Here is a 21,506-nt window from a genome sequence, read left to right as displayed (position 1 = left end):
TTTCCCTTAGCAGGTGATGCAAATTTATTTCATTTTCGGTTCATAAGGCAGCCGTGAGAGCGACACCGAGGCCAGACGATGGGCAATCAGGCGCTCCCTGAACCAGTCACGCAGATGCGCGGGCTGCTCGCGCTCTACGGCTTCCGCGATCACCGGCATGTTATAGCGCTCCTTAAAGGCTACACCAGCCGCCGCCAGATCGACATTCACTTTGTCCATCTCATCCTGAGGAAGGGTAGCGAGATTTTTGTTCATAAACTTCTCCTGAGTGTTCGGCGCAAAACTTACTAAGCCTGCCCCGGAAAGGCAAGCCCGACTGCCGGCAGACTCGACTCATACATTCATCGGGGTTATTCTCATTACTGAGATATAACAAAAAGGAATGGAATAAATGACTTTCATGGTATCCAGTCTCTGTTCTGCCTTGCTGCTTGCAGGCGGAATGCTCGCAACGCCTGCTGTTTTTGCGCATGCCCATCTGAAACATCAGTATCCGGCAGCAGATGCGAAGGTCGATGCGGCACCCCAGGCGCTGACGCTCAATTTCTCGGAAGGGATCGAGCCAAAATTCAGCGGCGTGAAAATTACCGGCAGCAAACAGCAGGACGTGAAAACCGGGCCGGTGAAACGTAATGACAACGACAAAACGCAGTTGATTGTGCCCATTGAGCAGGCGCTGACGCCGGGAGAGTATACCGTAGACTGGCACGTTGTGTCGGTCGATGGACACAAAACCACAGGTAATTATCACTTCAGCGTCAGATAACCGATGCTGGCCTTTCTCTATATCACGTTGCGGTTTATCCATTTTGCCACTCTGATGCTGGCGACAGGCAGCGCCTGGTTCAGCGCCGTGCTGGCGCCGGCAGATCTGCAACCGGTGATCATCCGGCGCTTTAAGCGTATACAGCGCCTCTGCCTGACCCTGTGCGCTGGCAGCGCGCTGCTGATGTTTGCCGTACAGGGCGGGATGATGGGCAATGGCTTTGCGGATACGCTTCGCCCTGATATCTGGCTGGCGGTGGCGCAGACGCAGTTTGGCAGCGTCTGGCTGTGGCAGATGCTGCTGGCGCTCATCACGCTGGTTATGGTGATGGTGCAGCCACGCTGTCAGGGGCGCCTGTTTGCGTTGCTCCTCGCACAGCTCATGTTACAGGCCATGGTCGGTCATGCGGCGATGCATGACGGGCTGCCCGGCATGTTGCAGCGCCTGAATCACGCCCTGCATCTGATCTGCGCAACCGCGTGGTTTGGCGGCCTCCTGCCCGTGATTTTCTGTACCCGACAAGCCGGAGGTCACAGGCGCGAAGCGGCAATCACTACGCTGATGCGTTTTTCCCGCGCCACGCATCTGGCGGTGGCGCTGGTATTCCTGACGGGTATTGTTAATGCGCTGTTGATCCAGGGCGTTGCACTACCCTGGCAGAGCGATTATGGTCGTCTGCTTTTGTGCAAATGTGCGCTGGTGCTGCTGATGCTGGTAATTGCGGTCGTGAATCGTTATGTTCTGGTGCCGCGCTTTCGCACCCATGGTCGTCAGGCGCAAACACACTTTATTCGCATGACGCAGGCCGAAGTGATCCTGGGTACACTGGTGCTGGCCCTGGTCAGCCTGTTCGCAACGCTTGAACCTTTCTGAATAACTGGCGAAGATAATGAAGAAAAGTATTCTCTCCCTGCTGTTACTTACCTGTTCCGCCGCCGCGCTGGCAGCCCCGAAAGTGATCACGGTAAGCCGTTTTGAAGTCGGAAAAGATAACTGGGCCTTTAACCGCGAGGAGGTGATGTTAACCTGCCGTCCGGGACATGCGCTCTTTGCGATTAATCCGTCTACGCTGGTGCAGTATCCGCTGAACGAAGCGGCACAAAAGCAGGTCGACAGCGGTCAGGCGCAGGGTACGTCCGTCAGTGTGATCCAGGTCGATAATCCGCACAAAAGCGGTGAAAAAATGAGCCTCGCTCCGTTTATCGAGCGTGCTGAAAAGCTCTGCTAAATACCAAAAATATCTTTCTGATTTCCAATAAAAAAACCGCAGCCCTCATACTGAAGTGCTGCGGTTTTTTGCTTTTCGGCTGCGACCTTAACCGGATTTTCCAGGCCACTCCTGCGGCAGACTGGAAAAGCTGGCGCTGTCATCTATTCTTAAAGTGCCAGGCGTAGTTTGCCTGCATTAATGCCAACTTTTAGCGCACGGCTCTCTCCCAAGAGCCATTTCCCTGGACCGAATACAGGAATCGTATTCGGTCTTTTTTTATTCTGTTTTCCATCAAAAACTTAGCCAGCAGGTGCCGATCCCGCGCCTTTTGCCTGACTCAGGTTACAAGGTAAACGTTTTTGGGAGTGTATCCAACCCCTTTTCGACGCTTTTTGTCCGCACTTTGTGGGGTCGCCCTCATGCTGATATTAGCGGGCACGTGAAGGTTAAATAAAACTAATTAAAGTGTAGTATCGTATCAGGCTATTTAAATATTTATTTTGCGCTAAAATATTCACGAAGGTTATATATATGAACAAAAAACACAGTTATATTGATTCAACTATTCTTGGGCTCAATAATTCATCCGAAGCCCATTTTAAATGGCTGGTAAAAGTACTCCATTTTATCGCGAATAAATCGGCGCTGATGCCTGAGCTTACTTATGAAGACGCCCATAAAATTTGCGAATTCGGTCAGTGGATCGACGAGCGGCTGACAGAAGAGCGCAATGACGGCAGTTTTCTTCAGGACATCCACCGTAAGCATCACGACATTCATATCACCTGCCGGGCGCTGGTGGAGGCGGTGCGCAAGGGGGAGGTGAGCGACGCGCGTTTTGATAGCTTTGAAAATGCGCTCATTGCCTTCAATGCCTCGGTGACCGACTATAAAACCCATCTTTTACAGTTGCGCAGCAGTTACGACACGCTCACCGGTTTACCTTTACGACGCACGCTGGATGATTCCTTTAGCGGGATGGTCGATCAATACAGTCAACAGGGATTGTATTTATTACTGATGGACATTGATCACTTCAAAAAAATAAATGATAACTACGGACACCTGGTGGGGGACGGGGTATTACGCTGTCTGGCGCTGACGCTGGAAGATAATGTCAGAAAGTGTGAGACCGTATATCGCTATGGCGGCGAGGAGTTTATTATTGTGTTGCACGCCGCCACCAAAAAAGAAGCCTGCATTGCTGCTGAACGGATCCGCAACCTGATTGCCAGAACATTAATGCTCGTGGCCGGGCATGAAATTAAGATCACCTTTACCGCCGGGTTAACCCGTATCGATGAAGATGAAGTATTACGCGAAGTGCTGGAAAGAACCGACAAGGCGTTATACCACGGCAAGGAAACCGGTCGTAATCGCTGTATATATGTTGATCGCGAAAAAATAATGCAAAAAATCGAGGTTTAAAAAAACTACCACTCCCCGCGGCACCGCGGGAAGGGGAATATCAGCGTTGCAGAAAGAGGGCGTTTTCGCGTGGCGACCAGTCTTTTTCTGAGAAATCAAAAACCGGGAAAGCGGTGTCACGCACACCCTGGGCGAGCAGCATTTCACGCGCCTCGACGGGCAGGTTTTCTTCACGGAATAATTCAGCCATCACAAACATGGCATCATTGAAGGAAAGCTGCTTAATCTCGAAAGGCTTCCAGCCGGTGCGCTTGAAAATCAGGTGATAAAGCGCTTCTTCGCCGGACAGCGGAACAAACATGCTGGCGTATTTATCACGATGCCTGGCGAGCAGCACTTCCAGAATAAATATTTGCGCGATACGCTGTCGGGTGGCATTCCCCAGGGGACTCTCTTCGTTTTCCATTTCCGCAAAGGGAATGTCGTTGTTTTCACGCACCCGCGTGGCTATAGCATTCCACAATTCATCAAACTTTTGCATACCGCTACCTTGTCTTAAGTGTTCCTGGCCTTAAGACAATAACAGAGAGCCTGCCACCCCGCCAGACGCTGCCCGGCAGGTGATGATTAATCAAACAGCGCCCGCAGACGGGCCTGAACATCATCCATCAGCGCAAAGCGGCGGCGATACTCAGCGCGTTTCTTGCTGGCAATGCTTTCAAGTGATTTACGCTCAAGCTGTAACGGCAACTTCCAGCGCCAGGCGTTGTCAGGCGAGCCATCCACGGAGGCCCAGAATTCATCGTAGCTGGCATGAAAATGCCGGCCCTTACTGAAACGATAGCGCAGGGCACGGAACACATGGCCTTTATCGCTGACGCCATAGACCGCCGTAATGCCAGTAAGCGCCGCCAGTTGCCAGAATATTTCCATCAGCATACGTTTCGGAAAGATACCGTAGCAGGCGCGGGTGGACTGTTTAATGACGTCGTGAGAAACCGAGCGGCGCGGTCCCTGTAATCCTCCCACCATCAGCGCGCGCGCTCCCTTTTCCGTCACCACGCTGAAAGTGGCGCTTGCCAGCAGCGTATTATCTGCGCCATACAGCCACAGGGTGCTTTCACCTTCACGCTCGGCTTTGCTGGCGCAGGAGGCGTAGACGGTAAAAGGCGCATCGTCTTTGCCGGTAAATTCCAGTAGAGGTACCGGCGCGGCAGCGGTCAGCGCCTCCGCAAGCGGTGCGGAGGTCAGACTGTCGATATAGTCATAGTGGCTGATGATAGCGTCGGCGCGCTGTCCGGCACGCAGGCCCCGCATCAGATACTGGCGGTGCGATTTACTGGGCAGCGTGATTTGGGCGCTGAGCAGGCGATCGAAGCCCGGACGGCTGGACAGGCTGTTCAGCATCTTAACGGTCGACGGCCAGAAGAGCAGCGAACGCAGGAGAAATTTGATGCGATAATCGCGCTTTTGCCAGATCGGCCCGGGCGTCAGACGGCCATGGATCAGGTCAGAAATAAGGTGTGGATGCGGCGATGAGGGCGCATCAATTTGCAGGGTAGTGTTTGTCACAATAATGACCTCTCTAATTTCCGACTATTCTGGAGGCCTGACAAAAATATGTTAATGGCTGCGGCTGTTTTATTTCCGCTTTGTTTAGGTTTGATTGAGGTTAATCTGATTTAAATAAACAGACCGGCAGGGCAATAAACAGGGACGCGGGCGAGGGTATTATTGCGTCTGCGGAGCACCCGCAGCGCAATATATGAAAAAGGTCATCAGAAATCGCTGTACTCCTGAGCCGGACGCCAGAAGCCATCGATAAAATCTTCTACCGGGTAGCAGCCGCCGTGCCGCAAACGTTGCTCATCCATGGCCACCAGGCACTGTTGTTCAGTGTTATAGACATCAATCACAATGTCATCACACCCACCATCCAGGTAACAAACAAATAATACCAGTGCGAACATTCCATCCTCAGATCGGGCTAACGTAGAGTAAGTGTAGGGGATGAAACAGAGCGGGGGAAATTCGCGGAGTAAATAACCCGTCCGGAAGACGGGTTCTTCGGATCAGGCAAGACGCATAATCCAGGTATCAGACTGCTCATCATAATGTTCGCGGTACAACACTGAGTGCTCACCATCAAGCAGCGCCGGAATGCTGGTATCCGCATCCCAGGCATCCAGTTGCATACATAAATCCGGATCGGAACTGCATGGAATACGCAATGTTCGTTCACCCTGCTGTTCGCCTTGCAGCTCAGCATCATCGATTTCAAAGGTGCCAATACGCACGCTGGTTTTCGTCATAATGCTCTCCGTTAAGTTGCTATAGTGGTACGACCAGTAAAGTCACCCATTTTTTAGCCTGGTTCACTTAAGCGGAATATGCCAGTCAGAATGTGCTTATTTTTTTAAGCCGTCAGTCTCTGGCCGCAAATAAACGCCCGTCCCGCACCAGTTCACGTGGATAACTGTTTTTCAGCCGCGAGCCAATTTTTTTCGCCAGTCCCAGCGGTTGTCCCTGGAAAGTCACGATCGCATCATCCTGCGAGGGTGTGGTTTGCGGATAGACATCACGCCCGCGATACCACTCTTCGGCTTCCTGACGGGTCAGCTCAAAAGCCAGCGGATTTGCAGTACCGGCCAGCGCAATAATGGCTTCGTGCTGCCAGCGGAAACCTTTGTTATGCATCTCGGCAAGTTTGATGCCCAGACGGGAGAAGCGCACTTTACCGATCATTGGTTCGATGGCCGCCGGGAATAACCAGATTTCTTTGTCCCGCTGCCACAGCCGCAGCTGCTCGTCCCAGCGCAGCCCGACACTGGCCGCCGCCTGCATAATGTTTGCGCTTTCACGGGTTTTCATCGGCGCGAAGGGGAAATTACCTACTTTGTAGGTCGGGGCCGGTAAAGGGGCCACGGAGGCGGTTTTACGCAGTCGCGCGACGAAAAAGCCTTCGCAGTCGTAAATCTGCGGGAAAACATGCAGGAAACCCTCTGCGGTAAGCGCGGCGCCGGCATCCGGAAACAGACTTGTCAGCGATTCAAATTCCACGGCGTCAGGATATTGCGCCTGCAGCCAGTGGCAGATGGCTTCGTTCTCGTCCAGGTTAAGCGTGCAGGTGGAATAGACCAGCGTCCCGCCGGGCCGCAAGGCGTGAAAAGCGCTGTCAATAAGTTCGCGCTGGGTGGCAGCGATTTCCAGATTGCTCGCCACCGACCAGTTTTTCAGCGCATCGGGATCTTTACGCACCACGCCTTCGCCGGAGCAGGGCGCGTCCAGCAGAATGGCATCAAAGGCTTCCGGCAGCGCTGCGCCAAACACCCGCCCGTCGAAATGGGTGAGGGCGACGTTATGAATACCGCAGCGGCTGATATTGGCGTGCAGCACTTTTACGCGGCTGGCAGAAAATTCATTGGCGAGGATCGCCCCGCGATTCTGCATACGGGCGGCGATTTGCGTGGTTTTGGATCCCGGGGCGGCGGCCACATCCATTACCCGTAACGGCTGTTCATCCCCGGCAAAGAGCGCGGCGACCGGCAGCATGGAACTGGCTTCCTGAATATAAAACAGGCCGCTCAGGTGCTCGGCAGTACTGCCGAGCGGCACGGTATCTTCATCTTCACGCTCGATCCAGAAACCTTCGCCACACCAGGGCACCGGCGTCAGATGCCAGTCATAGGGCGCCACCAGCGTGAGAAAATCTTCCACGCTGATCTTCAGGGTGTTGACGCGAATGCTGCGGCGCAACGGACGCTGACAGGCGGCAATAAAGTCGTCAAAGGAGAGATGCGACGGCATGGCCTGGCGCATTTGCGTAAGAAAATCATCGGGAAGATAAACAGAATTGTGTGCCACTCGCGTATCACCAGCAAAAAAACAGGCGCGCAGTGTAGCATAAAGGCCCCGGCGCAGACACGCCGGAGCCCCGGTTGGTTAACGCGGCAGGGCGGTGCCCCACTGACGCCACTCTTTCGGTTCACTGTCCTGTAACAGGAAATGTTTACCGACCTGCGCTTTCGGCGCCAGCGGCGTGCCCGGCGGGGTGGCGAAGGCAATACCACCGCGAATAAACTGATTGAAGGTGCCGGTTTTCACCACGCCACCGGTCAGGCCAAAGTCCAGTGAATAGCCGGAAGCAAGCCAGAATACCGAGTTATTCCGCACCAGATGTTCATAGCGCTTACTGATCCGCAGGCCGACCATCACGCGATCTGACAGCGTGCCCAGCGTCAGGCCGGTGACCGTACCCACTTCCATGCCACGGAACAGCACCGGCGTACCGATATTCAGCCCGCCTGCTTCCGGCACTTCCACCACGATACTCAGCCCGTCCAGATAACGGGAGTCGGCGATAGTCGCTTCCTGTAACTCGAAGTCGCGGCGTGCGTTGCCGCGTCCCGGCTCGACGTTGATATAAGGCTGCAGAATGGTATCAAGATGCTCCACGCCCGCCGCGGAAATCTGCGGCGTGATCACCGAGAAGCGTGTCCCGGTGCGGGCAAAGGTCTGCACATATTCCGGATAAAGCACCGCTTTTGCCTGCACTTCGTTGCGCTCGGTGATGAGCTTCAGATCCTGCACCTGGCCAATATCAATGCCAAGGTATTTGATCGGCATCCCGGCGGACAGTTTTCCGGCATCAAACGCGTGCAGGGTGATCTGCCCGCCGACGGCGCGGGCGGCGGTTTCTGACGGGAAGAGTACCCGCTTGTCGCCTTTACGCGTAGACGCGCCCGCTCCCGGCAGGTTATCGAAGCTGATGGCGCCTTTCAGCGCGCGGGACAGCGGTGAGGCCTGTACCGTCAGTCCGCTGCCGTTGAGCTGCACTTTCGCGCCGCCTTCCGCCCAGAACACGCTATTGCTGGTCAGCAGCGAGCGGTATTCCGGCTTAATATGCAGCGAAATGTCGAAAGCATTGGCGCGCGGCGTCACGGTGATGACTTCACCCACCTCAAACTTACGATACAGCACCACCGATCCGGCCTGTACGTCCGGCAGGGTTTCGGCGGAGAGCGTCAGCGTGGTGGTGGGCAGATCGCCGAGGCTGTTTTCCAGCGCCTTGTCGAGGTTAGCAAACAGCGGATAGGTGGATTTCATCTCGCCTTTATTGCCCGGCAGGATGCGGATCCCGCCGCTGATCCACTCGCTGGCGCTGGCGGCGAGAAACTCCACGCCGTCCAGACCGAGCTTCACGTCCACCCGGCTGTTGACCACAAATTTGCTGTCGCCATGCAGCAGATCGCGATACTGCGGATCCAGCGCCACCGCGAAGGTCACGCCTTTCGCCGTCAGATTACGCTCCAGTACCTGACCCACCTGCACACCGTGCAGGATCACCGGCTGACCGGCATCGATGCCGTAACTTTCCGGCGCGGTCAGGGTGGTGGTGATCACGCCCGGCTCCTGCAACAGGGTTTTATCGGCGGGCAGCACCACAAAGTGATCCCGCGGCTCGCCTTCACCCGGCACCAGCTCCAGCGTATTGCCGGTTAACAGCGAACTGAGACTGGTATCGTTCAGGGAAATTTTCGGGCTGCGCATCTCAATGCGCGTATTGTCACGCAGCAGATTGACCACGCTCGGATCCACCGTCATTTCGCCGGTGACGCCGCCGCCTGGATTAAGGTTAATTTTGGTCAGCTCGCCCACTTCCAGCCCCTGATACATCAGCGGCGTAGAGTTCTCTTTCAGCCCCTGGCCGCCCGGCAAATCGAGTTTGATCAGCACGCCGCGCTGGCTGTGGGCTAAATCTTCGTACAGACCAAATTCATCGTCCGGCTCTGCGGGTTTGGAGCTGTCCGGCGAGTCAAAAGCGATGGCACCGTTTACCAGCGAGGCGAGGCTTTCCAGCTCCACTTTCGCACCGCTCAGGCCCACGTCCGCCTTCACGCCGGAGACGTTCCAGAAGCGGCTGCCTTTTTTCACCAGGTTAGTGAAACGGCGTTCAATCAGCACGTCGATGGTGACGCCCTGTTTGTCTTTGTTGATGGCGTAGTCATAGACGCGGCCCACCGGGATTTTACGGAAGTAGACCAGCGAGCCGCTGCTCAGGGAGCCCAGATCCGCCGCATGGAGGTGGATCATCAGCTCACCGTTGTTAAGACGGTATTTTGGCTGCGTATCCAGCGCGGTAAAATGATCCTGAGGTTCGCCTTTGCCCGGCATCATGCCGATATAGTTACCGCCCACCAGCGCATCCAGACCTGAAATACCGGCCAGCGATGCCTTGGGCGTCACCAGCCAGAACTGGGTATCGCTACGCAGCGCATCTTTCATGTCGGCTTTTATACTCGCCCGCACCTCAATTTTATTGAGTTTTTCGCTCAGGCGAATGTCCTGCACCGTGCCGACTTCAACCCCCTGATAACGGACCGGCGTGCGTCCCGCCACAATGCCATCGGCGGAAACGAAGTCGATGGTAATGGTATTACCGCGATCTTCGAAACTGCTCCAGACAAGCCAGCCTGCGATCATCAGCGCGATAACCGGCAGCAGCCAGAAAGGTGAAATACGACGTTTAGTTTTAATGCGCGCTTCAGTCGGTGAAGCGGGGGTTTCCTGACTCATGTGCATCCCAAAGTAAGCGGCTGTCCAGCCATTCCACAGCAAGAATAGTCAAAATTACCGCTGCGCCGAAATAAAACGCAGCTGGCCCCATGGTAAACGCGAGCAATTGATCGCGATTAATCAAAGACATGGTGAGTGAAATTACAAACAAATCCAGCATCGACCAGCGCCCGATCCAGGTCACCAGCCGCAATAACAATACACGAGTCCGTAATCCTTGCTCACATTTAAAATGAATGCTGATAAGCAGCGTCAGCATGACCAGAACCTTGGTGAAAGGCACCAGAATACTGGCGATAAACACGATGGCGGCGACGGCGATATTGCTGCTCCCCAGTGAAATAATCCCCGACATAATGGTGTCTTCCTGTCGCGCGCCATTAATGTAAACCACCGAGATGGGCAACAGATTCGCAGGTAACAGAAAGACCATGGACGCCAGCAGCGCCGCCCAGCATTTCTGAATGCTCTGCCGACGGCGAAAACGTAACGGAATATGGCAGCGCGGACAGCGACCGCGGGCATCGGGCAAACCGGTGAAATGGCAGCCGAGGCAGACGCGCAGGTTATCATGCGGGCGGGTCGCCGGCCGCTGGGGATAAAAACGCTCCCACAGCTGTTCCACGTTGAGGTGGATAATGGTCAGGATGCTGAGGATCACCAGCGCGATAAATGCCAGCAGCCCGACGCCCGGTTGCAGGTAGGCGTAATCCTGCACCTTGATAGAGGCAACGCCAATGCCGACCAGATAAATATCCAGCATCACCCACTCTTTCAGCCGCTCGATCATCAGCAGCACCGGGCGCAGGTTCATACCGAGAATATTACCGAACCACAGATAGGCAATGGCGGCGACCAGCACCAGCGGCGCGCCGACGGTACAGAACAAAACCATTGCTGCGGTCAATGGATCCCCCTGGGCGGTCATCTGCCAGATACCCATCAACAGGTTGGCGTCGATGCGCGTGCCCAGCAAATAGAAGCGCAGCAAGGGTTCGCTCCAGGCAAAGGGCATGAGCAACAGCATGGTGACGGCCATCGCCGCCAGGCGCGTCAGCGACCAGTCGCGTCCATCGCGAATTTTGGCGTCACACCGCGGACACCAGGCGCTCTGGTGCGATTTCATCACCGGTAACGCAAAAAGCGTATCGCACTGCGGGCAACGCTGATAATGTGCACGAGGCAAAGCATCACCAACAGAATGTACGGTGATTTTTTTGTCTGGTGTTACCTGCGAGATTTTTAAAGCCATGGTTTCAATAGCCAGTGTTGGAATGCATCTATATTAACTCATGAATGGAATCATCTTGAGCAAGAACGCATTTAATGCTTATTTTATTAGGCTGTGCAGGAATTTTGTAAGACAACCAAGTGATTAAATAATGAACAAAGCAGATTTCTATGCGGATTTGAACCGCGATTTTCAGGCGTTGATGACAGGCGAAAGCAGTTTCTTAGCCACCCTTGCCAATACCAGCGCGCTGCTGTTTGAGCGTCTGGACGGGGTTAACTGGGCAGGGTTTTACCTGCTGGAAGGCGAGACGCTGGTGTTAGGGCCGTTCCAGGGCAAAATCGCCTGTGTACGTATTCCTGTCGGTCGCGGCGTGTGTGGCACCGCGGTGGCGCAAAACCGTGTGCAGCGGGTGGATGATGTGCATGCCTTTGATGGCCACATCGCCTGCGATTCCGCCAGTAATGCTGAAATTGTTCTGCCGCTAGTAGTGAACGATCAGATTATTGGCGTGCTCGACATCGACAGTACGGTCTTTTCCCGCTTTACTGCTGAGGACGAAGAGGGCCTGCGCCAGCTGGTTTCGCAGCTTGAAACCGTTCTGGCGGCGACCGATTACCGTAAATTCTTTGCAGCCGTCGCAGGATAATCAACGGATAACGTAGCATTTACTGATAGCGTCATTATAATGACGCCTGTTCATGCCTGCGGCTAGTTGGCTACGTCCGTTGTAATCAGGAAATTTCATGGAAAATCAACCTAAGTTGAACAGTAGTAAAGAAGTTATCGCATTTTTGGCCGAACGTTTTCCGCTCTGTTTCAGTGCTGAAGGCGAAGCGCGCCCCCTGAAAATCGGTATTTTTCAGGATCTCGTCGAGCGTGTTGATGGTGAGATGAATCTCAGCAAAACCCAACTGCGCTCTGCATTGCGTCTTTACACCTCCAGCTGGCGCTACCTGTACGGTATCAAAGCGGGCGCAGCGCGCGTCGATCTCGACGGCAACCCTTGCGGTGTGCTGGACGAGCAGCACGTAGAGCACGCCCGTAAGCAGCTGGAAGAAGCCAAAGCCCGCGTGCAGGCACAACGTGCCGAGCAGCAGGCGAAAAAGCGCGAAGCTGCCGCCGCCGCCGGGGATTCGGCAGAAGACGCACCGCGTCGTGAACGTAAACCGCGCCCGGCGACGCCTCGTCGCAAAGAAGGCGGCGAGCGTAAACCGCGTGCCGATAAGCCAGCCGCTAAGCCACAGCGCGCACCGCGTGAAGAGCCGCAGCATACTCCAGTGTCAGATATCACTGCGCTGAGTGTGGGGCAGAACCTCAAGGTGAAAGCGGGCAACAATGCCATGGATGCCACTGTAACGGAAATCACCAAAGATGGCGTTCGTGTGCAGCTGACTTCTGGTATGTCGATGATTGTACGCGCAGAACACCTGTTGTTCTGAAACGGAGGCCAGGCCTGGCATGAACACTTTGTTTAAGCGCACCGCGTTGGCTGGCCTGCTCCTGATCACAGGGCAGGCTTTCGCCGTCGAAGATATTACGCGTGCTGATCAAATTCCGGTGTTAAAGGAAGAGACGCAGCATGCCACAGTGAGTGAACGCGTGACTTCGCGCTTCACTCGCTCCCACTACCGCCAGTTCGATCTGGATCAGGCGTTTTCCGCCAAAATTTTCGATCGCTACCTGAACCTGCTGGATTACAGCCACAACGTGCTGTTAGCCAGCGATGTCGCCCAGTTTGCCCAGAAAAAGGGCGTGATCGGCGATGAGTTACGCACCGGTAAACTCGACGTTTTCTACGATCTGTACAATCTGGCGCAGAAGCGTCGCTTTGAGCGTTATCAGTACGCGCTGAAAGTGCTGGAGCGTCCGATGGACTTTACCGGCAACGACTCCTTCAACGTCGATCGCAGCAAAGCGCCGTGGCCGAAAGACGAAGCCGAGCTGAACGCCCTGTGGGATGGCAAGGTTAAGTTTGACGAGCTGAGCCTGAAGCTGACCGGTAAAAACGAAAAAGAGATCCGCGAGACCCTGACGCGTCGCTATAAGTTTGCGATCCGTCGTCTGGTGCAGACCAACAGTGAAGATGTTTTCTCACTGGCGATGACCGCCTTCGCGCACGAAATCGATCCGCACACCAATTATCTTTCGCCGCGTAACACCGAACAGTTCAACACGGAAATGAGCCTCTCCCTTGAGGGGATCGGCGCCGTGCTGCAAATGGACGATGACTACACCGTCATTAATTCGATGGTGGCAGGCGGTCCGGCGGCGAAAAGCAAAGCCATTACCGTGGGCGATCGCATTGTTGGCGTTGGTCAGACCGGGCAGAACATGGTGGACGTGATCGGCTGGCGTCTGGATGACGTCGTCGCGCTGATTAAAGGGCCGAAGGGCAGCAAAGTGCGTCTGGAGATCCTGCCGGCAGGTAAGGGCACCAAAACGCGCATTGTTACCCTGACCCGTGAACGCATTCGCCTGGAAGATCGCGCGGTGAAAATGTCCGTGAAAACCGTGGGCAAAGAAAAAGTCGGCGTGCTGGATATTCCGGGCTTCTACGTTGGCCTGACGGATGACGTCAAGGTGCAGCTGCAGAAGCTGGAAAAACAGAACGTCAGCAGCGTCATTATCGATCTGCGTACCAATGGCGGCGGCGCGCTGACCGAAGCGGTATCGCTCTCGGGTCTGTTTATCCCGTCCGGCCCGATGGTGCAGGTGCGTGATAACAACGGTAAAGTGCGCGAAGACAGCGATAACGACGGCATTGTGTACTACAAAGGCCCGCTGGCGGTACTGGTTGACCGCTTCAGCGCCTCGGCATCGGAGATTTTCGCCGCCGCCATGCAGGATTATGGCCGTGCGCTGATTGTCGGGGAACCGACCTTCGGTAAAGGTACCGTGCAGCAGTATCGTTCGCTGAACCGTATTTACGATCAGATGCTGCGTCCGGAATGGCCAGCGCTGGGCTCGGTCCAGTACACCATCCAGAAATTCTACCGCGTTAACGGCGGCAGTACGCAGCGTAAAGGCGTCACGCCGGACATCATCATGCCGACAGGTAATGAAGAGACGGAAACCGGCGAGAAGTTCGAGGATAACGCCCTGCCGTGGGACAGCATCAACGCCGCGACCTTTGTGAAGTATGGCGATTTAACGCCGCACGGGCCGCAGTTGCTGAAAGATCATAACGAGCGTATCGCAAAAGATCCTGAGTTCCAGTACATCATGAAGGACATTGCCCGTTTCAACGCCATGAAGGAAAAACGGGATATCGTGTCGCTGAATGAGGCGCAGCGCGAGAAAGAGAACGCCGAAGACGATGCCATTCGTCTGGCGCGTCTGAACGATCGCTTTAAGCGCGAAGGCAAGCCGTTACTCAAGAAGCTGGATGACCTGCCAAAAGATTACAAGGAGCCGGATCCGTATCTGGATGAAACGGTGCATATCGCCCTTGATCTTGCCCATCTAACAAAAGATCAACCGGCGGCGAAGCCCGCTCCCGCAAAATAAAAACCACAGGCACAAGAAATTGTGCCTGTTTTTTTTAACAAACGCGTATTCACGTCAGCAATGTCATTCTCAATGTAAAGTTGTGTCTTTCTGGTGACTTACGAAGCCTGGATCCTTGAAAATGCCGCGTATACCCATACGATGTGGGTAATCGCATAGTGCGTTTTGTTAAACTGGGGTTAAAAGAAAATTATGATGCGGATCGCGCTTTTCCTGCTGACCAACCTGGCCGTGATGGTGGTTTTCGGGCTGGTGCTCAGCCTGACAGGCATTCAGTCCAGCAGTATTCAGGGCTTGTTAATCATGGCGCTGCTTTTCGGTTTTGGCGGATCCATCATTTCACTGATGATGTCGAAATGGATGGCGCTGAAATCCGTGGGTGGCGAAGTCATCGAGCAGCCGCGTAACGATATGGAACGCTGGCTGATGCAGACCGTCGAGCAGCAGTCCCGCCAGGCCGGGATCGCCATGCCGCAGGTCGCTATTTACCACGCGCCGGATATTAACGCCTTCGCCACGGGCGCCAGCCGTAACGCTTCGCTGGTCGCGGTGAGCACCGGGCTGTTGCAGAACATGAGCCGCGACGAAGCGGAAGCGGTTATCGCCCATGAAATCAGCCACGTTGCCAACGGTGACATGGTTACTATGACGCTGGTGCAGGGGGTGGTGAACACCTTCGTTATCTTCATCTCCCGTATCCTGGCGCAGCTGGCGGCGGGCTTCCTTGGCGGTAACCGCGACGAGGGCGAAGAGAGCAACGGCAACCCGATGATCTATTTCGTGGTGGCGATGGTGCTGGAACTGGTGTTTGGTATCCTGGCCAGCATTATTACCATGTGGTTCTCCCGCCACCGTGAATTCCACGCTGACGCCGGTTCTGCGCGTCTGGTTGGGCGTGAGAAAATGATTGCGGCGCTCCAGCGTCTGAAAACCAGCTATGAGCCGCAGGAAGCCAGCAGCATGATGGCCTTCTGCATCAACGGTAAGTCCAAATCGCTCAGCGAGCTGTTTATGACTCACCCGCCGCTGGATAAACGCATTGAAGCGTTGCGTAGCGGCGCTTATCTTAAATAAGCCGTCATTTGATACATCAGGCGCGCCACCCGGCGCGCTTTTTTTATGCCGTCCGGCAGGATATTCGGTTTTATGTCGCAGATTTGTAAAGAAGATGCCAAACGCGCATTGCGGGCAGCCCGCCGCGAATTTATAATAAAAACCGGTTCTAATTTTTATAAAACACTGGCGATGAGGTGATTAATGGCAATCGCAGATTTGGATAAACAGCCAGATTCTGTCTCTTCAGTTCTGAAAGTTTTTGGCATCCTGCAGGCGCTCGGCGAAGAGCGTGAAATTGGTATCACCGAACTGTCGCAGCGGGTCATGATGTCAAAAAGCACTGTTTATCGCTTTTTGCAGACCATGAAATCGCTGGGTTATGTGGCGCAGGAAGGTGAGTCAGAAAAGTATTCGCTGACGCTGAAACTTTTTGAACTTGGCGCGCGTGCGCTACAGAATGTGGATCTGATCCGCAGCGCGGATATTCAGATGCGCGAACTGTCCCGTCTGACCAAAGAGACGATCCACCTGGGCGCGCTGGATGAAGACAGTATCGTCTACATCCACAAAATCGATTCCATGTACAACCTGCGCATGTATTCCCGTATCGGGCGTCGTAATCCGCTGTACAGCACGGCGATTGGCAAAGTGCTGCTGGCGTGGCGCGATCGTGAAGAAGTGAAGCAGATCCTGGAAGGCGTTGAGTATAAGCGCAGTACCGATCGCACCATAACCACGACTGAAGATCTGCTGCCGATGCTGGATATCGTACGTGAGCAGGGCTACGGCGAAGATAACGAAGAACAGGAAGAAGGCCTGCGCTGCATTGGCGTACCGGTATTTGACCGTTTTGGCGTGGTGATTGCTGGTCTGAGTATTTCTTTCCCGACGCTGCGTTTCTCTGAGGAGCATTTGCACGATTACGTGGCCATGCTGCACACTGCCGCGCGTAAAATCTCTGAGCAAATGGGCTACAACGACTACCCGTTCTGAATAAAAATCGTTGCCCGGCAGCCGCTGCTGACCGGGCAATCGCTTAATCAATTACCGTATTGCTTTTGCGCAGTACCGGGCAATTCGTAAAACCAATAATTCCACTGTCGGTATGAATATATTGCGCTGTGCTGAAGCCCTGCGCCGTCAGATAGCGGCACTGCAAACCGAGTCCGGCGGCATTTTCTTTGCTGCCAACCAGTACGCCGTAACCACTCAGTAATACGCCAATCCACAGCAGAGCGATGATCATAATCGTGCGAACTGTCATGCGCATATAAACTCCTTTTATTATCCTGTGCGTAAAATCCTGGCGGTTTTTACGCAATGAAACAAGTCACGCATTCCTAAAAAGGCCGGATAGCGCTACAGTTAGCCGCGGTTTAACAAGCGCGTGATAACCTTGAGACAGGGTATTAATTCGGAGAGTGTAGTGAGAAAATTTCGGTGGCTTATCGTGATCGCCGCGCTGGTTGTCTGCCTGTTGATGTGGACCCAGATGCTGAATGTTATGTGCGATCAGGATGTGCAGTTTTTCAGCGGTATCTGCGTTATCAATAAATTTATTCCCTGGTGACGGCATTTTTTCAGACAATGATTTCCTTCCTTAATGCCAGTGGTAAGATAGCGCGTTAACATTGAGGTGGTGAAATGAACGAAGTACTGAATTCAGGCGTGTTTAATCTTGCGTCTTTGGTCGTATCGCTGGTGGTGCTGGTCGCAGGTCTGATCCTGTGGTTTTTTGTTAATCGTCTGAGCTCACGTACCCGTGAACAGATCGAACTGCTTGAAGCGCTGCTCGATCAGCAAAAGCGGCAGACGGCCTTGCTGCGCCGACTGTGCGAAGCAAACGAACCTGAAAAAGAAGCGCCGGAGAAAGCGGTGAACGTTCAGGCCGATGGCGATGATTTTATTCGTCTGGTCGCCGAGCGCTAATCGTCAGGGGAGGGTGCAGCATGGCATGGAAAAACCCCTGGTATAATCCTGATCTGCCGCATCATTCCCCTGAAGGTTTTCGTAATCTGTCCGAAACCGGACATAAACCTGGCGACGTGGAGCGCTGGCGTAAAGAACGTCGTGCCGCCGGGTTACCCTTAGCACCGCAGGGTGGCTATGACGCTTTTATCGACAAATGGTGGCAACGCGCCGTTATTTCCGGAGAAGACGATCGCGTCTGGTGGCTTGGTCATACCAGTATGCTGTTGCGACTTGACGGCAAGCATCTGCTGATTGACCCGGTATTTTCAAATCGCGCCTCGCCGGTGAGTTTCAGCGGGCCGCGGCGCAAAACGCCCCTGGCGCTGAACATCAACGATCTGCCCGTCCTCGACGCCATCCTGATTTCCCACAACCATTATGATCATCTTGATAAGCGTACCCTGCGTGCGCTGCTAAAGCGTTTTCCTGATGTCACCCTCTTCGTACCGCTCGGTCTGGGCGACTGGTGTCGCCGTCGCGGTGTACAGCATATCGTTGAGCTTGACTGGTGGGAGCACCGCAGCTTCCATGGGTTGGCGATAACCGCCGCTCCCGCCCAGCACTGGAGTATGCGTACCCTGTGGGATCGCAATCGGTCGCTTTGGTGTGGCTGGGTGGTGACATCCCCGCACCAGCGTTTCTGGTTTACCGGCGATACAGGCTACACGCCGACGCTGGCTGACATCCCGCAGCGTCTGGGTCCATTCGACATCGTGGCGCTGCCGGCTGGCGCTTATGCGCCACGCTGGTTTATGGCCTCACATCATATGGATCCTCAGCAGGCGGTGCGACTCTGGCAGCAGGCCGGGGAACCGCTGGCTTTTCCGGTGCACTGGGGCGTTTTTGAACTGGCGGATGAAGGGCTCGATGAACCTGTCCGGGAACTGGTGCAGGAATTAAACGAAGCGGGAGGGCGGCGTGATAACTTTCGCATCCTGAAAATCGGTCAGTATTTATCCTTTCCAGCGAAAATATTCGCATAAGCTTTTCCTTATTCCCGCATTAACAGCAAATGCTATTATTTTTTGCACCAGCGAAACGTTTTTATTGCTTTACGATGATGCAATGTCATTAAACTTTCATTATTTTGGTGCAGGCACATTATTATTTGTGCAACTTTTATTCACTTACTCAGCACCTTTGTATAACCAGGTAAAATTACGCTTTATTGATGATTCATTTGTTAACTTTATAAGCCAGAAGAAAAAGTTATAAGGATATATTTTATATTATATCAATCGCTTAGCTTAGGCTGGATCAATCCATCATATTAAGCTATGGTTATAAAGTCGTGTTTTTCACAGGATCCGCACGTGCCCATAACTGCCGTTAAAGCGCCCTGATCTGCAAAGTCAGGTCTTATCGAAAGCGGGTAGTGAAGGCATTTGCAGAATTTGTGCGGCGGATCCAGACATGTTTAAAAATGGCTTGCCATATTTCATGTTGTATGTGATAACACGTCGTGAGTCGAACGAGGTACAGTTCTGTTTATGTGTGGCATTTTCAGTAAAGAAGTCCTGAGTAAACACGTTGTCGTTGAATACCGCTTCTCTGCCGAACCTTATATTAGTGCCTCAAGCAGTAATGTCTCAGTTTTATCTCAGTTAATGCCTGCGGGCTAAGAAAACACTCTAAGGAATTTTGCAAATGGCAAAGATTAAAGGTCAAGTTAAGTGGTTCAACGAGTCTAAAGGTTTTGGCTTCATTACTCCTGCTGACGGCAGCAAAGATGTGTTCGTACACTTCTCTGCAATCCAGGGTAACGGCTTCAAAACTCTGGCTGAAGGCCAGAACGTTGAGTTTGAAATTCAGGACGGCCAGAAAGGCCCGGCAGCAGTTAACGTTACCGCTATCTGATTTCTGCCACCGACTTGAACGCCACAGGCGGTCAATGTCAGCATCAAGCCTCGCCCGGTGCGGGGCTTTTTAATGCCTTCATTTCAAAGTGTTACCTCCTGCTTCCTCATTATCCTTTTGTAGCAAAGCCATACTGTTATTAGCACAGTTTTTTCCCTTTCTGCGCCTGTTTCCCGTTAAATCAGCGGGTTAATTCATTACAGGAGCCACGGTGAAAAAGAACAGCCTTACCCGCAATTTTACCCCTCTGCGTTTTACCCTGCTTTGCATCGCCATTCTTTTCTCGCTGGGCATACTACTGGGCCGCACCGCCTGGCTGCAGATTATTGCACCGGACAAACTGGTCAGGCAGGAAGACAGGCGTTCCCTGCGCGAAGTGAAAGTGTCGTCGCCGCGCGGCATGATTGTCGATCGCAATGGATCACCGCTGGCGGTCAGTGTGCCCGTTGATGCTGTCTGGGCCGATCCGAAGGTTATCCGTGAAAAGGGCGGCCCGGTGGATAACGGACGCTGGCAGGCGCTGGCGAAAGCGCTGGGAATGCCGCTGAGCGATCTGGCCGCCATGCTCCGGCAACATGCATCGTCGCGCTTTGTCTATCTGGCGCGGCAGCTTGATCCCCAACAGGCGCAGTGGATAGATCGCCTCAATCTGCCGGGCATTAATCTGCAAACGGAATCACGCCGCTTTTATCCCGGCGGGCACGTTGCCGCCAATCTGATCGGTTTTACTAATATCGACGGGCAGGGGATCGAAGGCGTTGAGAAAAGCTTTAACGCGCAGCTGACCGGCAAGCCCGGTCTGCGCGAGGTGCGTAAAGATCGCTATGGGCACGTGATTGAAAATATCACCGAAACGCCCGCGGTACCGGCACAAACCCTGGCGCTGAGCATCGATAAACGGCTGCAAACCCTGGCGGAAGATGCGCTGAATAACGCCGTTACCTGGAATAAGGCGGAGTCAGGCGCGGCGGTGCTGATAAAAATAGACACCGGTGAAATTCTGGCGATGGCCAATTATCCCGATTTTAATCCCAATAATCGCAGCGGCGCGACCCTGGATGATTTCCGTAACCGCGCCATCAGCGATACCTTTGAACCCGGCTCGACCGTTAAGCCGATGGTGCTGATGACTGCGCTACAGCAGGGGATAGTCAAACCTGACAGCGTGGTGGATACCCACCCGTATGTCATTGACGGACACCGTATTCGCGACGTGGGCTATTACCCGGAACTCACGCTGACCGGCATTCTGCAGAAATCGAGCGATACCGGCGTGTCCAGACTGTCGCTGGCGATGCCCATCCAGAAGCTATTGGATACTTATAAAAGCTTTGGCTTTGGTATCCCCACCGGGCTGGGTCTGACCGGCGAAAGCCGTGGCAGCCTGCCGGTGCGCCGTTACTGGGGGCAGTTAGATCGCGCCACCTTCTCATTTGGCTATGGCCTGATGGTCACGCCGCTACAGCTGGCACATGTCTACGCCACTATCGGCAGTTTTGGTCTGGCGCGGCCGCTGTCTATTACCCGCGTCGATCCGCCGGTGATGGGTACGCAGGTGATGCCTGCTGACATTGTTCATCAGGTGGAGCATATGATGGAGAGCGTCGCGCTGCCGGGCGGCGGCGGCACCAAAGCGGCGGTACGTGATTACCGGGTGGCGGTCAAAACCGGCACGGCGAAGAAAATCGGCGATGACGGGAAATATGTCGATAAATACGTCGCCTACACGGCAGGCGTCGCGCCAGCCAGTCATCCGCAATATGCGCTGGTGGTGGTGATCGACGATCCCAAAAACGGTGCCTATTACGGCGGTGCCGTGTCGGCGCCGGTATTCAGCGAGATCATGACCCGTGTACTGCGTGTCGAAAATATCGAACCCGACGGTCTGCGCCCCGGCGACGATCATCTGCTGGTGCTCAATTCTTCTTCCGGCGTGGCGGCAACGCGCTAAATCATTTCCC

At 54.2% G+C, this 21,506-nt stretch carries 23 protein-coding genes and 1 pseudogene; 15 read left to right on the top strand and 9 right to left on the bottom strand.

Going from position 1 to position 21,506, the window contains the following annotated elements; all coding sequences use genetic code 11:
• Window positions 1–24: 24 nt before the first annotated feature.
• Entirely contained in the window at window positions 25–255 is a 231-nt protein-coding gene (locus QRD42_RS16230; protein WP_072568775.1) for a DNA polymerase III subunit theta, read from the bottom strand.
• Between the two features lie 136 nt (window positions 256–391).
• On the opposite strand from QRD42_RS16230, the gene yobA reads away from it, so the two are divergent.
• From yobA to QRD42_RS16210, 4 genes are all read left to right on the top strand, one after another.
• Window positions 392–766, top strand: coding sequence for a CopC domain-containing protein YobA (yobA, locus tag QRD42_RS16225; RefSeq protein WP_415877718.1), 375 nt, complete (start codon window positions 392–394; stop codon window positions 764–766).
• A 3-nt stretch (window positions 767–769) separates the two neighbouring features.
• Window positions 770–1,639, top strand: a complete 870-nt coding sequence (gene copD, locus QRD42_RS16220; protein ID WP_321987618.1) for a copper homeostasis membrane protein CopD — start codon at window positions 770–772, stop codon at window positions 1,637–1,639.
• Between the two features lie 13 nt (window positions 1,640–1,652).
• Window positions 1,653–1,994: a YebY family protein gene (locus QRD42_RS16215; protein ID WP_321988778.1), complete on the top strand. Its 342-nt coding sequence runs from the start codon at window positions 1,653–1,655 to the stop codon at window positions 1,992–1,994.
• A 513-nt stretch (window positions 1,995–2,507) separates the two neighbouring features.
• Entirely contained in the window at window positions 2,508–3,404 is an 897-nt protein-coding gene (locus tag QRD42_RS16210) for a diguanylate cyclase (protein ID WP_321987617.1), read from the top strand.
• 40 nt (window positions 3,405–3,444) lie between these two features.
• Here the strand turns inward: QRD42_RS16210 and QRD42_RS16205 are convergent, their stop codons facing one another.
• The 7 genes from QRD42_RS16205 to yebS all read right to left on the bottom strand — a co-directional run bounded on the left by QRD42_RS16205 (window position 3,445) and on the right by yebS (window position 11,172).
• Window positions 3,445–3,885: a hypothetical protein gene (locus tag QRD42_RS16205; protein WP_072568770.1), complete on the bottom strand. Its 441-nt coding sequence runs from the start codon at window positions 3,883–3,885 to the stop codon at window positions 3,445–3,447.
• A gap of 86 nt (window positions 3,886–3,971) precedes the next feature.
• Window positions 3,972–4,916, bottom strand: coding sequence for a VirK/YbjX family protein (locus QRD42_RS16200; protein ID WP_321987616.1), 945 nt, complete (start codon window positions 4,914–4,916; stop codon window positions 3,972–3,974).
• A 206-nt stretch (window positions 4,917–5,122) separates the two neighbouring features.
• Entirely contained in the window at window positions 5,123–5,314 is a 192-nt protein-coding gene (locus QRD42_RS16195; RefSeq protein ID WP_072568768.1) for a YebW family protein, read from the bottom strand.
• 102 nt (window positions 5,315–5,416) lie between these two features.
• Window positions 5,417–5,656: a YebV family protein gene (locus QRD42_RS16190; RefSeq protein ID WP_088218761.1), complete on the bottom strand. Its 240-nt coding sequence runs from the start codon at window positions 5,654–5,656 to the stop codon at window positions 5,417–5,419.
• A 112-nt stretch (window positions 5,657–5,768) separates the two neighbouring features.
• Window positions 5,769–7,208 (bottom strand): 16S rRNA (cytosine(1407)-C(5))-methyltransferase RsmF, encoded by a 1,440-nt coding sequence (gene rsmF / locus QRD42_RS16185; protein ID WP_321987615.1) that lies wholly within the window; start codon window positions 7,206–7,208, stop codon window positions 5,769–5,771.
• Window positions 7,209–7,286: 78 nt separating this feature from the next.
• Complete coding sequence (locus QRD42_RS16180; RefSeq protein ID WP_072568765.1) at window positions 7,287–9,920, bottom strand: PqiB family protein; 2,634 nt, start codon at window positions 9,918–9,920, stop codon at window positions 7,287–7,289.
• Window positions 9,889–11,172: a membrane integrity lipid transport subunit YebS gene (yebS, locus tag QRD42_RS16175; RefSeq protein ID WP_318376853.1), complete on the bottom strand. Its 1,284-nt coding sequence runs from the start codon at window positions 11,170–11,172 to the stop codon at window positions 9,889–9,891. The genes QRD42_RS16180 and yebS overlap by 32 nt, the downstream gene beginning before the upstream one ends.
• Window positions 11,173–11,302: 130 nt before the next feature.
• On the opposite strand from yebS, the gene QRD42_RS16170 reads away from it, so the two are divergent.
• The 5 genes from QRD42_RS16170 (at window position 11,303) to kdgR (ending at window position 16,710) form a co-directional block, all read left to right on the top strand.
• Window positions 11,303–11,800 carry a GAF domain-containing protein gene (locus QRD42_RS16170; protein ID WP_072568763.1) on the top strand — a complete coding sequence of 166 codons (498 nt, stop codon included), beginning with the start codon at window positions 11,303–11,305 and terminating at the stop codon, window positions 11,798–11,800.
• A gap of 97 nt (window positions 11,801–11,897) precedes the next feature.
• A complete protein-coding gene (gene proQ / locus QRD42_RS16165; protein WP_318364235.1) occupies window positions 11,898–12,593 on the top strand; it encodes an RNA chaperone ProQ in 696 nt (231 codons plus the stop codon).
• A 19-nt stretch (window positions 12,594–12,612) separates the two neighbouring features.
• Entirely contained in the window at window positions 12,613–14,661 is a 2,049-nt protein-coding gene (prc, locus tag QRD42_RS16160; protein ID WP_321987614.1) for a carboxy terminal-processing peptidase, read from the top strand.
• 192 nt (window positions 14,662–14,853) lie between these two features.
• Window positions 14,854–15,735 carry a protease HtpX gene (gene htpX, locus QRD42_RS16155; protein ID WP_318373672.1) on the top strand — a complete coding sequence of 294 codons (882 nt, stop codon included), beginning with the start codon at window positions 14,854–14,856 and terminating at the stop codon, window positions 15,733–15,735.
• Window positions 15,736–15,918: 183 nt separating this feature from the next.
• A complete protein-coding gene (kdgR, locus tag QRD42_RS16150; RefSeq protein ID WP_318364236.1) occupies window positions 15,919–16,710 on the top strand; it encodes a DNA-binding transcriptional regulator KdgR in 792 nt (263 codons plus the stop codon).
• A 43-nt stretch (window positions 16,711–16,753) separates the two neighbouring features.
• On the opposite strand, the gene QRD42_RS16145 is transcribed toward kdgR, so the two are convergent.
• The gene (locus QRD42_RS16145) at window positions 16,754–16,987 is read right to left on the bottom strand and encodes a YobH family protein (protein ID WP_072568758.1); all 234 of its coding nucleotides are present in this window, start codon (window positions 16,985–16,987) and stop codon (window positions 16,754–16,756) included.
• Between the two features lie 156 nt (window positions 16,988–17,143).
• Here QRD42_RS16145 and mgrB point away from each other — a divergent pair, with 156 nt between their 5' ends.
• The 6 genes and pseudogenes from mgrB to ftsI all read left to right on the top strand — a co-directional run bounded on the left by mgrB (window position 17,144) and on the right by ftsI (window position 21,496).
• A complete protein-coding gene (gene mgrB, locus QRD42_RS16140; RefSeq protein ID WP_072568757.1) occupies window positions 17,144–17,287 on the top strand; it encodes a PhoP/PhoQ regulator MgrB in 144 nt (47 codons plus the stop codon).
• A 74-nt stretch (window positions 17,288–17,361) separates the two neighbouring features.
• Window positions 17,362–17,646, top strand: coding sequence for a YebO family protein (locus QRD42_RS16135; protein ID WP_318364237.1), 285 nt, complete (start codon window positions 17,362–17,364; stop codon window positions 17,644–17,646).
• Between the two features lie 20 nt (window positions 17,647–17,666).
• Window positions 17,667–18,671, top strand: a complete 1,005-nt coding sequence (locus QRD42_RS16130; RefSeq protein WP_321987613.1) for an MBL fold metallo-hydrolase — start codon at window positions 17,667–17,669, stop codon at window positions 18,669–18,671.
• Window positions 18,672–19,178: 507 nt separating this feature from the next.
• Window positions 19,179–19,323 (top strand): annotated as a pseudogene (locus QRD42_RS16125) (DUF2627 domain-containing protein).
• A 12-nt stretch (window positions 19,324–19,335) separates the two neighbouring features.
• Window positions 19,336–19,545 carry a transcription antiterminator/RNA stability regulator CspE gene (cspE, locus tag QRD42_RS16120; RefSeq protein WP_001062678.1) on the top strand — a complete coding sequence of 70 codons (210 nt, stop codon included), beginning with the start codon at window positions 19,336–19,338 and terminating at the stop codon, window positions 19,543–19,545.
• A 211-nt stretch (window positions 19,546–19,756) separates the two neighbouring features.
• Window positions 19,757–21,496: a peptidoglycan glycosyltransferase FtsI gene (gene ftsI, locus QRD42_RS16115; RefSeq protein ID WP_321987612.1), complete on the top strand. Its 1,740-nt coding sequence runs from the start codon at window positions 19,757–19,759 to the stop codon at window positions 21,494–21,496.
• The last annotated feature ends 10 nt before the right edge of the window (window positions 21,497–21,506 follow it).

The organism is Enterobacter sp. PGRG2 (genome assembly GCF_030291195.1).
Taxonomy (GTDB): Bacteria; Pseudomonadota; Gammaproteobacteria; order Enterobacterales; family Enterobacteriaceae; genus Enterobacter_D.
This window is presented reverse-complemented; position numbering and strand designations above follow the sequence as displayed.

What these genes read in the sequence shown, in the direction of transcription:
- QRD42_RS16230 (WP_072568775.1), bottom strand. Translation starts at nt 255, where the DNA reads ATGAACAAAAATCTCGCTACCCTTCCTCAGGATGAGATGGACAAAGTG.
- yobA (WP_415877718.1), top strand. Translation starts at nt 392, where the DNA reads ATGACTTTCATGGTATCCAGTCTCTGTTCTGCCTTGCTGCTTGCAGGC.
- copD (WP_321987618.1), top strand. Translation starts at nt 770, where the DNA reads ATGCTGGCCTTTCTCTATATCACGTTGCGGTTTATCCATTTTGCCACT.
- QRD42_RS16210 (WP_321987617.1), top strand. Translation starts at nt 2,508, where the DNA reads ATGAACAAAAAACACAGTTATATTGATTCAACTATTCTTGGGCTCAAT.
- QRD42_RS16205 (WP_072568770.1), bottom strand. Translation starts at nt 3,885, where the DNA reads ATGCAAAAGTTTGATGAATTGTGGAATGCTATAGCCACGCGGGTGCGT.
- QRD42_RS16195 (WP_072568768.1), bottom strand. Translation starts at nt 5,314, where the DNA reads ATGTTCGCACTGGTATTATTTGTTTGTTACCTGGATGGTGGGTGTGAT.
- QRD42_RS16190 (WP_088218761.1), bottom strand. Translation starts at nt 5,656, where the DNA reads ATGACGAAAACCAGCGTGCGTATTGGCACCTTTGAAATCGATGATGCT.
- QRD42_RS16180 (WP_072568765.1), bottom strand. Translation starts at nt 9,920, where the DNA reads ATGAGTCAGGAAACCCCCGCTTCACCGACTGAAGCGCGCATTAAAACT.
- yebS (WP_318376853.1), bottom strand. Translation starts at nt 11,172, where the DNA reads ATGGCTTTAAAAATCTCGCAGGTAACACCAGACAAAAAAATCACCGTA.
- QRD42_RS16170 (WP_072568763.1), top strand. Translation starts at nt 11,303, where the DNA reads ATGAACAAAGCAGATTTCTATGCGGATTTGAACCGCGATTTTCAGGCG.
- proQ (WP_318364235.1), top strand. Translation starts at nt 11,898, where the DNA reads ATGGAAAATCAACCTAAGTTGAACAGTAGTAAAGAAGTTATCGCATTT.
- prc (WP_321987614.1), top strand. Translation starts at nt 12,613, where the DNA reads ATGAACACTTTGTTTAAGCGCACCGCGTTGGCTGGCCTGCTCCTGATC.
- htpX (WP_318373672.1), top strand. Translation starts at nt 14,854, where the DNA reads ATGATGCGGATCGCGCTTTTCCTGCTGACCAACCTGGCCGTGATGGTG.
- kdgR (WP_318364236.1), top strand. Translation starts at nt 15,919, where the DNA reads ATGGCAATCGCAGATTTGGATAAACAGCCAGATTCTGTCTCTTCAGTT.
- QRD42_RS16145 (WP_072568758.1), bottom strand. Translation starts at nt 16,987, where the DNA reads ATGCGCATGACAGTTCGCACGATTATGATCATCGCTCTGCTGTGGATT.
- QRD42_RS16135 (WP_318364237.1), top strand. Translation starts at nt 17,362, where the DNA reads ATGAACGAAGTACTGAATTCAGGCGTGTTTAATCTTGCGTCTTTGGTC.
- QRD42_RS16130 (WP_321987613.1), top strand. Translation starts at nt 17,667, where the DNA reads ATGGCATGGAAAAACCCCTGGTATAATCCTGATCTGCCGCATCATTCC.
- cspE (WP_001062678.1), top strand. Translation starts at nt 19,336, where the DNA reads ATGGCAAAGATTAAAGGTCAAGTTAAGTGGTTCAACGAGTCTAAAGGT.